The sequence below is a fragment of the Streptomyces sp. TP-A0356 genome, assembly GCF_001417775.1.
Taxonomy (GTDB): Bacteria; Actinomycetota; Actinomycetes; order Streptomycetales; family Streptomycetaceae; genus Streptomyces.
On the sequence record NZ_BBZJ01000031.1, the window covers coordinates 37,944 to 49,460 of the forward strand.

The window sequence follows — 11,517 nt, forward strand, 5'->3', positions numbered from 1 at the left end:
ACAGAGTCGTCCCATCCCCGCCATACAGTCGGAGAGGTCAGCGGGGCGAACCCGGCGGCGTCGTTGGAGAGCGGGCTCACCATGGGAGATCCGCTATCTCGACGTCCGCCCGCGACCAGTACGAGTACAAGATCACTGACTCGTGGCAGCCCCGATGACCTGCGGGTTCGAAGTTGGAGGAGGCTCACTGATCGGGCGGCCGGGCCAGCCGCCGGGAAAGAGCCAGCGAGAGTCAGGCTGGAGGAGTAGGGCATGGCTGCGGCGGACGGCAGGTTGTCGACGGGCCAAGTCGTCAAGGGGGTTGCTTTGGATATCGGCGTGTGGAACCTGTGCTTCGCGTTTGAGTACGAAGAGGAGTGTGGAGCCGGTGGACCAGGTGCGTGAGGTTGTGGCGGGGAACCGCTATCCGGGCCGGGGCGTGCTGTGGGCGAGGACGCTCAGCGGCGGGCTGTGCGGTGGATACTTCCTGACCGGACGCAGTGCGGCCTCCAAAGCGCGCGCCGTGCGCCGTGGCGAGGGGGAACTGATCGTCGCGCCGACCGGTGGGTCCGAACACGATCCGCTTCGGCACTACGTCACGGCCCGCGAGCGGGGTGGGTGGCTGGTTTTCGGCAACGGCGAGCAGGTCGCCGTGGTGTCGGACCGGCTGCAGGAGGATCAAAGACCGGTCGACGCGCTGGGCGGGCTGGAGTACGAGCCCGATCCGCCGATCTTCACGCCCCGTATCACCGTGGTGGCGGACGTCCATTCGGGACAGGCGGCGTGGTTCGGTGCTGCGCGGCGGAGCCGCGGGGTCGGACGGCGGCTGACGTGCTGACGCTCGCGGTCAGGGATCTGGGGCCGGGAGACGCTGTGCTGATGACGACGTATCACTCCGATGGTGCCTCGGTCGCGACCGGCGAGCCGTTCTTCGAAGCCCGGACCGAGGCAGCTGACCAGGACGAACTGCTGGAAGAGCTCTGGGGTACCCTCACCCCCGAGCTCCGCGTGGCGGTGGCGGTCTTTGAGCCGGGACGGCTGGCCGATGCCGCCATCCGCCACGAGGCATCTGCTTGGGTGTGATCACCCATCGGGAGAGGCGAGTTGGGCTTCGAGGTCTGCGACGCGGCGGTCTTGGAAGCGGAGGTTGGAGCGGGCGGCCTTGAGCCGTTCGTCGAGGGTGCGGTTGTCGGCGGCGAGCTGCCGGAGCCGTTGCTTGAGGGCGGTGTTCTCGGTGTTGATCCGCTGGATGGCCTCCTCGGTCCACTCAGCTTCCAAGTCCCGGACTTGTCCGAGGAGTTCGCCCATGCGGGTGCGCTGGGTGCGGATCTCGGCGTGGGCGGCCTTGAGAGCCTCTTCGGCGTTCAGCGCGCGTTCACGCCAGGATGCCTCGCGCTCGTCGTCCTGCTCGACGAGCATCCCCGGCCGTCGTTCGCCGGCCTCCGTCATCGCCGAAGCAATGGCGGCCCGGGCTTCGGGGTTGTCATAGAGGAAGGTGCGTGAGACGTCTGCGCGGCGGGCGACGGCGGCGACGCTGACCTGGGCCTTCTCGCGCCGCAGTCGGGCGATGGCCTTGTGAACGCGTTGGAGGGCGGCTTCGGTCTTCTGACGGCGGGCCGCCAGGGCCGCGGCCGTGCGCGGTGCAGGGACGGCGGCGTTGGTCATGCGATGTCCTGTTCCGGCTCGATGTCCTCGCTTGTGCACGTATCGCTGTACTCACGCTCCTCGTCGGTGCCCGCGTCGGCGAGGTCGGCGGCCCGGAAGGCGGTGGACCACACGCGATGGAAGTAGTCCTGGGGTTTGCGCAGGTCCAGGGCGAGGGCGTCGTCGAGGAGGCCCAGGCCGGCCAGGGCCTTTTCCAGGCCGTCGATAGCGCGGGCGGTGGGTTCCAAGTAGCGGTGGAGGTAGTCGGCGGTGGCGTCGTCGGGGGCGCCTTCGGCCAGCAGCCGCCACTGCTCGCGCTTGCGCCGCCAGTAGAGCAGGTCGGCGCCCGAGAGGACGAACTTGTCGCAGTTGTGGCAGTCGAGGTTGAAGGGGCAGGCCCCGCCGTTGACTACGGGTTGGAAGGTGCAGAAGCCGCCCTCGGCGGGGGTACTGCGGCGGGACAGGTCGATGGCGAGGGCCTGAGCCTGCTCGCGGGTGAGCGGGGTGGTGTCGCTGGTGAGGAGTTCGCCGGGGTTTTCGGTGCCGGGTCCGGCGACCCACACGTGCTGGAGGACGTTGTCCAGGTCCGACTGGGTCAGATGGACGTAGTGCTCGGCCATGCGGTCGGAGACCTGGCCGAGGTAGCGGCGGATGTGGGTCAGGGTCGCGCCGTGCCGCAGCAGCCGGGTGGCCAGCGTGTGCCGGGCCTGGTGGGCGACGTAGTGACCATCGAGGTCGAGGTCGGCGAGCCAGGCGCGGAACCCGGTGTGGAACCAGGTGTAGGACAGGGCGCGGCGGCCGTCGGGGTTGAGGATGTCGGTGGGGAACAGGGCCAGGCGGGCGCGCTCGGCAGCAGTGGGCGGGCGACCGGCGTGGCGGTCGGCGAACCGGGAGAGGGTTTTTTGGCGGCGTTCTTCGAGCCGGTCCAGGAGATGCTCGGGGATGCGGACGGCCGCGTTCAGGTTGCCGACCTTGGTCTGGTCGTGCCAGAGGAGGGGCAGCCCGCCGTAGCGGCCGATGCAGTCCAGGCGGAGCTGGATGACCTCGCTGGCGCGTCGGCCGGTGACGATGATGGTCTCCCACACGTCCCGCAGGCCCCGGTCGTGCGGGTCGTAGCCGTCTGCGAGCTGCTGCAGGTTGGCCTCGTCCGCAAGCGCGCGGGCGACCTGGTCGGGGAAGGGGTTGCGGCTGCGGGGCGTGCCCGGGCCGCCGACCGGCATGGCGGCGATGAAGGCGCGGTCCAGGCCGATCTGCTCGGCGCTGCCGCTGTCCAGCATGCCGCGCAGAAGGGACCGGCCGTAGTTGAACACCATGCGGCGCGCGTTCTCGGTGACCTTCGCCCTTTTGCCGTCCAGGCGGGCCTGTCCGCGGAAGGCGAGGCCCAGGCGTTCGCGGTTGCGCAGGTCCGCGGCGAAGCGGTGTGCATGCTCGCCGCGCAGCACGGTGGGGTCGTGGCCGCCGCCCGGCGCTTCGGCCTCCAAGAGCGCGGACAGTTCGGCGGCGGCGCGGCGTACGAAGTCCACCGGCTGGGCGCTGCGCGGGCAGGTGGGTGAGCGCAGCACGTCGGCGATGTGGTCCCACAGAAGGTCGCGCAGCCACCGCTGGGCGATGCAGGTCAGGTCGACGTAGCTGGAGCGGCCCGGGAAGCGCACCCCGAAGTGCTCGGTCTCGATGTAGCCGGCATCCCGGGTCTCGGAGGGGGTGAAGTAGACCTTCCGCAGGGCCTGTTGCATCTCCTGGACCATGCGCTGGTGGTAGGCGCGGCGGAAGACGGACGGGTCCAGGCCGGCCAGGGACGCCACGTCGCGGCGCTGGCACTCGTCCGCGAGCGACTGCACCCACGTCAGGTGCCACACGGCGACGGGCTGCAGGCCGTGGACATACATGCCCCGCTGCAACTCCGCCCGCAGCAAGGGCCGCAGCCCGCGCAGGTTGACCGTCCCGGTGCGGTGCACCGGCAGCTGAGCGCGGCACCAGGCGCGGAAGGCGACTTCGTCCTCGCAGGTCACCGGGACAGGGCGATCACGGCGCTCGTAGGTGGCGAAGAAGTTCTTTGGCAGCTTCGCCCCGCCCGGGCGCCCGGCCCGTATGTAGCCGCGCTCGTGCGCGCCGCACAACCCCAGCGGCGAGGCGGCCAGTTCGTCGCACACGTCCGCATGGCACTCACCGTAGCCGGGCAGCGACGGCTGGTCGGCCAGCCACCGCTCGAACTCCGCCTCATCCCCGCCGGGGTGCCGCTTCAGGTGGCCAAGCCACCGGTTGCGGTGCCGGAAGCACAGCACCAGCTGCAGGCTGAACGCCGGCCGCTGCGGGCAGATCCGGCACATCATCGCCTCCGGCATCTCCGTGGCCGGCAGCGGCTGCGCGGTTCGCAGGAACTGAGCCCGGGTCATCCCACGCGCCTCCGCCTCCTGCCACTGCTCGGCGTGCACCGAGCACATCGCGTAGCGCCGCCAGCGGGGCCGCGCGCAGTCGACGACCGTGCAGCTCCACGGATAGACCGGGTGCGTCGGCGGGATCTTCAGCACCCCGCCGCGCAGCACCGGGTCGAACTCGGGCCCGTTGATCAGCGCGGTGAGCACCTCCAGCCGGTCCCGTCGCGTGCGGGCATCCTGCTGCGGCAGCAGCGACGGCGCCGTCACTTCGTCTCACCCCAGACGGTAGGGAGGGCGGCGTCGAAGACCGGGTCGTGGACATCGACGTGTCCGTAGACCTCATCCACCATCGCGGCCGAGGCCCAGCCGCCGGCGTCCCGGGCGATCAAAAGGTTGCCGTCGGCGGCGTCGAGAACCGCGGAAATGAACGAGTGCCGGAAGGCATGGGGTTTCACCATCCCGAGTCCGGCGCGTTTCCCGGCCCGGCCGAGCATCCGCCGGGCGCCGACCGGTGCCCACGGCTGTCCGGTATCGGCGCCGTGCAGCTGGACCAGGAGCATGCCGTGCCCGGCGCCGCGCGGGTACTCGGTGGTGACGTACTCGAAGTAGGTGTGCACCATCGCCGGGCTGACCCGCTTGATCAGCCCGCCGGTCACGATGCCGTGCTCGACCCGCCAGGGGTGCTTGGTCTTGGCCTCGGCCCGGTTCGGATTGCCGGGCCGGTGGCAGACGTGCAGGTGAGGGGCGCGGCACTCGCCGCAGGCCGCGTTCTCCCGCAGGTGCAGGTCGACCAGGTGCAGCCCGCACAGCTCACCGATCCTCAAGCCCCCGTCGGCGAGCCAGGTGATCACCAGCCGGTCCCGGGCGGCGTTCACCATCTCCAGCAGCCTCACCCGGGCGCCGTCCGGAAGCATCTTCGGATGCCGGCGGTGCGGGCCCTTCGGCGCCAGCGGGTTGGTGGGCAGCGACGACTTCACATGGCCGAGGAACGAACGGCGCCGGTCCACCCGCGACGGCAGCCGGGACGTGTCGAGCTTCTTACCGAGCTCCCCGTTCACACCGAGGGAGGACTGGTGCAGGTAGAAGCCCTTCAGGCAAGCCGCCGCGGTCGACAACGCGGACCGGCCGTAGGGGCGCTTGCCGACCCGCCACGGCTCGCCGAGCAGCATGCGGACCTCTGCACCCACCAGACCCATGTACCGTTCCAGGTCGCGCAGTTGGACCGCGGCGAAGGCCAGGCACTCCCGCTCCAGCCACCGCAGGTGGTCCACCAGCAGATACGCGTACGTCCTCTGCGTTCCCGAACCATCATGCAGACGCAGGAACCGGTCCGCCTCCGCATGGACCGTCCCCTCGGGCCACACGATCGTCCACGACCGCCGCCCGTCCTTCTGCTCGATCTGCTGGACTCGCAAGTCCCCGACCACAACATGCCGTGCCACTCGTCCTCCGTACCGACTCCAGAACATGACAGACGCCCCGGACACGGTCGGTAAACAAGCCGGAGACGACCTGGTCACAGTCCCAGACGGACATCACGGTCAGGACTACCCGCGGTCGGTAAACTCGGCGTACATCGACTCGGCGATCGCGTGTGTGGTGTCGAGTCCGATCAGGTCCGCGAGGGCCAGCGGGCCCATCGGGTGCGCGCAGCCGAGCACCATGCCCTGGTCGATGTCGGCGGCGGATGCGAAACCGGACTCGAGCATCCGGATCGCGGACAGCAGATACGGGATGAGCAGTGCGTTCACCACGAAGCCCGCGCGGTCCGTGGAAGGAATGACCTGCTTGCCGAGCACCGTGGTGACGAAGTCCTCGGCGCGCTGCCGGGTCCGCTGGCCGGTCAGCAGCGAAGGCACCAGTTCCACCAGGGCGAGGACCGGGACAGGGTTGAAGAAGTGGATGCCGACGACCTGCTCGGGCCGGGTGGTGGCCATGCCGAGCTTCATGATCGGTATCGATGAGGTGTTGGAGGCGAGGATGGCGTCCTCGCGTTCGACGACCTTGTCCAGGGCCGCGAAGACATCGACCTTGACCCGCTCGGTCTCCGCGACGGCCTCGACGACCAAGTCCCGGTCCGCGAACTCACCGAGGTCGGTGGTGAGACGCACCCGGGCGAGCGCCTGTTCGCGGTCCGCGTCGGACAGTTTTCCGCTGCGTACGCCGCGCGCCAGTGACTGTTCGATGCGCCGTCGCCCGGCGGTCAGCGCGTCGGAGCCGCTCTCGGCGACCAGGACATCCAGGCCGGCCCTGGCGCAGACTTCGGCGATCCCCGAGCCCATCAGTCCGGCGCCCACGACGCCCATCCGGTAAAGGGTGTCCACGCGGTCATCTGTCCTTTCCCTGGTGGCCGACGCCATCGGTCTCGGCGGATGGAGGTGTGTGCGTGTCGGGCAGCGCCGTCAGTTCGAGGTACGCACCATCCTGCCCACCGGTCAGCAGCCGCTGGGTGCTGCCGATGAGGCGGCGCGCCGACCACGGGTGCGTGGTGCCCGCGGTGTGCGGGAGGTACAGCGGGAAGCAGCTCGATGCCACCTGGACGCGGAGCCGGTGCCCCGGTTCGAGCCGGTGTCCGGTGTCGCCGAGCTCTATGTGTGCACGGTGCCACGCCTCGCTGTCGCCGTGCATCCGGTACGGCGCCTCCAGGATCCGCCTGCTGGTGCCGCCGGGTGCTACGTCGCAGAGCTTGACGACCAGGTGACCCACGGCCGCGGTGGAGGTAACCGGCAGCACCAGCCGGACCGGGCCGCCCAGTTGCAGCGGGTGGCAGGAGGCCGCACCGGTGAAGGTCAGCACGTCCGGCCGCCGCTCTGTGCTCCGCTCGTCGGGCAGTGCGAGCAGGGGCCGCCACCAGTTGCGGTCAGTGGCCGGTACGAGGTTTTCGGGGTCGTGTTCCCAGCTCGCCGAGGCGGGCCTCCCGTCGGCTCGCTGGGACGGTGCTCCGCCTTCCGGGCTGGCCGCCGCGGCGGGGGCGTCGGTGAGGTGGAGCCGGACGGAGACCGCTCCGGGCGGAGGCCAGCGCGTGGCCGCCCGCCGGTCGCCGCCGATGCTCTCCCATCGGACGGACGGGACGGGATCACCGCCCTCCCTCCTCCCGAGGTGCCGCAACAGGAAGTCGATCACCGGGCCGAGCGAACGGTCCAGCATCGCCTCCCGGGCAGCCGGATCCGTGAGGTGGTCAGGGCTGCGCCCGTTCGCGGTGAGCACGTCGTCCTGGTGGTCGGTGGCGGTGGCGATCAGGTACTGCGGAGCACCCGCCGCCTGCCGGGCCCGTCGCCAGTCGCGCAGCTGTCCGCTCTGGAACGGGTCGTACCAGCCCGTCCAGTGCAAGGTGGGCACCCGTCCGTGCCCAGGGGCGCGGCCGTCGAACGCCGTCTGACGCCAGCGCCTGTCGGCGGGCGAGGCGGTGGCCCACTCGGACAGCGGCACTGCCCCGGGTCTCGCGGTCACCGCGTCCAGCAGCTCCGCCAACGGCCGCCGGGACCAGTCGAGCCGTGGCACCAGATTGGCGCGGTCGGCCCAGGTGGAGGTCAGCCACTCCACCATCGGCCCCAGCCTGAACACCCCGTTACGGTGGACCAATTCGCCACCGATGTCCGTGGTGGTCAGGCGCGAGACGAGCGCCCTGACGGCGGGGTGGCCGCAGGCGACGGCTGCCCAGGCTGTGTAGCCGTAGTAGGAGTTGCCCCAGCAGCCCACCGTGCCATCCGACCAGGGCTGTGCCGTGATCCACTCCAATGCGTCCCAGGCGTCGGGGACTTCGGTGACGAAAGGCGCCGGGACTCCTTCAGAGCGGATCTTGCCGCGTACGTCCTGCGTCACCACGGCCAGTCCGGCCTCGGTCAACCTGGCCGCCATGTCCGGTAGCAAGGTGTCCGGGTGCGTCTTGTCGTACGGCGTGCGGATCAGCACTGCCGGGAGCCTGGTCGGCGACGGCGGCAGGTGGACCTCGGTGTGCAACCGGACGCCGTCCCGCATGGGCACCCGGAAGGGCTCCGCCTGCGGGACGGGCGTACCGAACGGCACGGGGACGGCCGTGCTCACCTGGGGTGCGCCGTGAGGGACGTACCGGCCGGGACGTCCGGGTCCAGGCCCTCGTCGGCGCGGTCGACCACGGCACGCTCGGCCGTCAGGTCCAGCGACCGGCAGACCAGCAGATACAGGCCGGCCGAGACGACCAGACCAACGATCATGGTGATGTCCAGACCTCCCAGCCACCGCGCCACCGGCCCCATGCTGTCGCCCACCACCGCGAACGGCATCATCGACGCGAAGCCGACGGCGTAGGAGACCAGTCCGCGCCAGCTCCACCGTCCGTAGATGCCGCGCGGGTTGAAGATCTCCCGGATGGAGTAGTGGCCCCGGCGCACCACATAGAAGTCGACGAGGTTGATCGCCGTCCACGGGGTGAACAGATAGCCGAGCACAACGAGGAAGTTCCCGAACTCCTGGAGGAACGTCTCGTCGGAGCTGAAGGCGATCGCGGTGGACAGCAGGCCGATGACGATCAGTGTCACCACCCGTTTGGCCACGGTAGGCCGGATCTGCCGGATCGAGTCCATGCTGGACAGCAGGGTCAGGCTACCGCCGTAGAAGTTGAGTGTGCCGATGGTGATCAGCGGAACCACCGAGGCCAGCAGCAGCGTCATGCCGAATCCGTGGAACACCTTGTCACCGGCGGAGATGACCGACTCGACGAGGGCGAGTTTCGGGAAGAGCCCGGCGGCCACCGTGCCCACCAGCATCATCCACGCGCCGCCGATCGTCGCCCCGAGGTAGGTCCACCAGAACGAGGAGCGCACGCGCACCGTCGGCGGCAGATAGCGGGAGTAGTCGGAGACGTAGATCGCCCAGGAGAGCTGGTAGACGGCCGCTGTGAAGAACTGCACCAGGAAGGGCGCCAGCGCGAAGGCACCCAGGTCGAGCTGGGCGGGGCTGAACGGGTCCACCACGACGATGCCCACGGTGAACACGACCAGTGCCACGAGCATGAGGTACGTCAGCCAGCGCGACGCCCGGTGGATGAAGTCGTAGCCGACCACCGCCAGTACGATGCCCACCACCGCGTAACCGATGTAACTCGCCGAGTTGGGCACCTGGGCGAGGTGCTCCAGCGTGCTGCCGACCAGGATCTGGTTGAACGCGGTGTAGCCGATGTACGTCACGAGCGCGGTGATCCACACCAGCAGAGCGCCGACGAACCCGAACTGCGGGCGGGACTGCACCATCTGCGGAAGCCCCAACTGCGGGCCCTGGGTGGAATGGAAGGCCATGAAAAACGTGCCGAAGGCGCTGCCGAGGACGACGGCGATCGCCGTCCAGATCAGATTGCCGCCGAGCGCGACGCCGATGGCGCCGGTGGCGACGGTGGCCAGGTGCGCGTCGCCGGCGAACCACACCGGGAACAGGTGCCACACCTTGCCGTGGCGCTCGGCGAGGGGGACGTAGTCGATGGACCGGGTTTCGATGACGGGGCGGCCGCCGGCCGGCGGGGCCGACGCCTGAGGGGATCTCGAGTTCGAGGTGACGGTCATGTCAGGTCCTCGGTGGATGGGTGGGTTGTCTGGTTGAGGGACGCGTACGCAAGCTGTTCAAGGAGCAGGGAGGACTCGCGTGGGGCGTCCGCCGCGGCGTCGATGACGCGTTTGGTGACAGCGACCGCGAGGGGCGGGAGTGCGGCCAGTTCGTCGGCGAGACGCAGGGCCTGTTCCAGGTGCGCGCCCTCTTCGCTGACTTCGGTGAGCAGTCCCCAGGCGTGGGCCTCGGCGGCCGTCAGACGGCGGCCGCGCAGGACGAGTTCGCGGGCGCGGGCCGGACCGACGGCGCGGACCGTACGGTAGGTGCCGCCGGAGCTGGGCAGGATGCCGATGCCGACCTCGGGCAGGCCGAACTTGGCAGTCGGGTCCGCTATCCGGAAGTCGGTGGCGAGGGCCAGTTCCAGGCCGCCACCGAGGCAGTAGCCGGCGATGGCGGACACGGTGGGCTGCGGCAGGGCCGCCATCCTCTCGTATACCGCTCCGGAGTCGCGGTAGTACGCGGTGATGGCCTCGGGGGTCATCTCGCGCAGCTCGCCTGTGTCGGCGCCGGCCGAGAAGACCCGGTTGCCGCCCGTGAGAACGACGGCGCGGCTGGTGGTGACCGCCTTGTCGCCCAGGGCGCGCAGCAGCTCACGTTCCAGATGCGTGGAGAGGGCGTTGAGTTTCGTCTCTCGGCGCAGCGTCAGCACGGCGGTGCTGCCGCTGCGCCGGATTTCGACGGTGCCGGCGGTCACGCCTGGGTGCTTCCGGCCGTCGGGAAGTCGAGCATGCCGAGGCCGCGCTTGCTAATCTCGTTGGCGATGACGAGGCGCTGGATCTCGGAAGTGCCCTCCCAGATGCGGTCGACGCGCAGTTCGCGGTACAGCCGCTCGACGGGGTAGTCGCGCATGTAGCCACGGCCGCCGAAGATCTGAACCGCCCGGTCGATGACGCGGCCCGCTGCCTCGGAGGCGGACAGCTTGGCCATAGCCGCCTTGGCGTGCAGGGTCTTGCGGTCGCCTCCCTGGTCGAACTCCCAAGCCACCTGGTGGACGAAGGCGCGGTTGACGGCGATGTCGACGGCGGAGTCGGCGAGCATGGCCTGGATCAACTGGCGCTCGATCAGGGGCTGTCCGCCCTGCACGCGCTCGCGGGCCCACTCGGTGGCCAGGGCGAGCGCGCGCTCGGCGGCGCCCACTGTGCGGGCACCGATCATCAGGCGCTCCTCCGTGAACCAGCCGCGGGTCAGGTCGTAGCCGCCGCCGACCTCGCCGAGGACCGCGTCCTTGCCGACCTCGACGCCCTCGAAGAGGTATTCGGGGTGCTCGTAGACGAAGGTGTGCATGTAGCGGGGCACGCGCTTGAGACGGATGCCGGGCAGGTCCTTGTCGACGAGGAGGAGGGTGGGTGCCTTCTCTTCGCCGACGAGGGCGAGGACGAGGAAGAAGTCGGCGACGTCACCGACCGTGACGAACCACTTCTCACCGTCGATGCGGTAGCCGTCCGCAGTCTCGGTGGCGGTAGTGGTGATGCCCTGCGGGTCGGAGCCGGCGTCGGCCTCGGTGATGGCGACGGCGTCACGGCGCTGTCCGAGGATGTCGGGGACGAGGTAGCGCTCGCGCTGTTCGGGGGTGCAGGCGGACAGGGCGTTGGCGGGCCGCCAGACCGTGTCCCACAAGGCGTTGGTGAGCTTGCCGAGCTCTTCCTGCACAACGACCTGCTCCAGGATGGTCAGACCAGCGCCGCCCCATTCGGTGGGCATGTTGACGGCCTGCAGTCCGCTGGCGAGCACCTCGTCGCGGATGCTGCGCAGCACCTCGGGCGACAGGCCGTTGCCGGCCTCGCAGGCGTCCTCGTGGATCACGATCTTGTCGGCGAGTGCGGCGGCGCGCTCCTTGAGCTCGGCCAGGCGCGGGGTGTACGCGAAGTCCATAACGGGTGTCTCCTTGTGACGTCGTGCGGGTGTACGTGCAGGGGGCGTACGTGGTGCGGGCCGGCCTCGG

General features: G+C 70.0%; 10 protein-coding genes. 2 read left to right on the forward strand and 8 right to left on the reverse strand.

The window, feature by feature from the left end; all coding sequences use genetic code 11:
• The first annotated feature begins 367 nt into the window (after positions 1–367).
• Together ASC56_RS42345 and ASC56_RS42350 are read left to right on the forward strand one after the other, a co-directional pair.
• On the forward strand, positions 368–817 hold the full coding sequence (locus tag ASC56_RS42345) for an IMP cyclohydrolase (RefSeq protein ID WP_234377146.1): 450 nt from the start codon (positions 368–370) through the stop codon (positions 815–817).
• Positions 811–1,062 carry a hypothetical protein gene (locus ASC56_RS42350; protein ID WP_234377147.1) on the forward strand — a complete coding sequence of 84 codons (252 nt, stop codon included), beginning with the start codon at positions 811–813 and terminating at the stop codon, positions 1,060–1,062. Before ASC56_RS42345 ends, ASC56_RS42350 begins: the two co-directional genes overlap by 7 nt.
• Here ASC56_RS42350 and ASC56_RS31550 read toward each other — a convergent pair whose 3' ends face one another.
• The 8 genes from ASC56_RS31550 to ASC56_RS31585 all read right to left on the reverse strand — a co-directional run bounded on the left by ASC56_RS31550 (position 1,063) and on the right by ASC56_RS31585 (position 11,447).
• Positions 1,063–1,644, reverse strand: a complete 582-nt coding sequence (locus ASC56_RS31550) for a DUF6262 family protein (RefSeq protein ID WP_055495008.1) — start codon at positions 1,642–1,644, stop codon at positions 1,063–1,065.
• Positions 1,641–4,265, reverse strand: coding sequence for a tyrosine-type recombinase/integrase (locus ASC56_RS31555; protein WP_055495009.1), 2,625 nt, complete (start codon positions 4,263–4,265; stop codon positions 1,641–1,643). The genes ASC56_RS31550 and ASC56_RS31555 overlap by 4 nt, the downstream gene beginning before the upstream one ends.
• Positions 4,262–5,440, reverse strand: coding sequence for a tyrosine-type recombinase/integrase (locus ASC56_RS31560; protein WP_234377148.1), 1,179 nt, complete (start codon positions 5,438–5,440; stop codon positions 4,262–4,264). The genes ASC56_RS31555 and ASC56_RS31560 overlap by 4 nt, the downstream gene beginning before the upstream one ends.
• A 105-nt stretch (positions 5,441–5,545) precedes the next feature.
• On the reverse strand, positions 5,546–6,322 hold the full coding sequence (locus ASC56_RS31565) for a 3-hydroxybutyryl-CoA dehydrogenase (RefSeq protein WP_234377149.1): 777 nt from the start codon (positions 6,320–6,322) through the stop codon (positions 5,546–5,548).
• Positions 6,323–6,326: 4 nt separating this feature from the next.
• Positions 6,327–8,042, reverse strand: coding sequence for a CocE/NonD family hydrolase (locus ASC56_RS31570; RefSeq protein WP_055495011.1), 1,716 nt, complete (start codon positions 8,040–8,042; stop codon positions 6,327–6,329).
• A complete protein-coding gene (locus ASC56_RS31575; RefSeq protein ID WP_079102822.1) occupies positions 8,039–9,532 on the reverse strand; it encodes a cytosine permease in 1,494 nt (497 codons plus the stop codon). Before ASC56_RS31575 ends, ASC56_RS31570 begins: the two co-directional genes overlap by 4 nt.
• Positions 9,529–10,269, reverse strand: coding sequence for an enoyl-CoA hydratase/isomerase family protein (locus tag ASC56_RS31580; protein WP_055495012.1), 741 nt, complete (start codon positions 10,267–10,269; stop codon positions 9,529–9,531). Before ASC56_RS31580 ends, ASC56_RS31575 begins: the two co-directional genes overlap by 4 nt.
• Entirely contained in the window at positions 10,266–11,447 is a 1,182-nt protein-coding gene (locus ASC56_RS31585; protein WP_055495013.1) for an acyl-CoA dehydrogenase family protein, read from the reverse strand. The genes ASC56_RS31580 and ASC56_RS31585 overlap by 4 nt, the downstream gene beginning before the upstream one ends.
• Between the last annotated feature and the right edge of the window lie 70 nt (positions 11,448–11,517).

Coding starts and splice junctions, on each gene's coding strand:
- ASC56_RS31550 (WP_055495008.1), bottom strand. CDS start 1,644: ATGACCAACGCCGCCGTCCCTGCACCGCGCACGGCCGCGGCCCTGGCG.
- ASC56_RS31575 (WP_079102822.1), bottom strand. CDS start 9,532: ATGACCGTCACCTCGAACTCGAGATCCCCTCAGGCGTCGGCCCCGCCG.
- ASC56_RS31585 (WP_055495013.1), bottom strand. CDS start 11,447: ATGGACTTCGCGTACACCCCGCGCCTGGCCGAGCTCAAGGAGCGCGCC.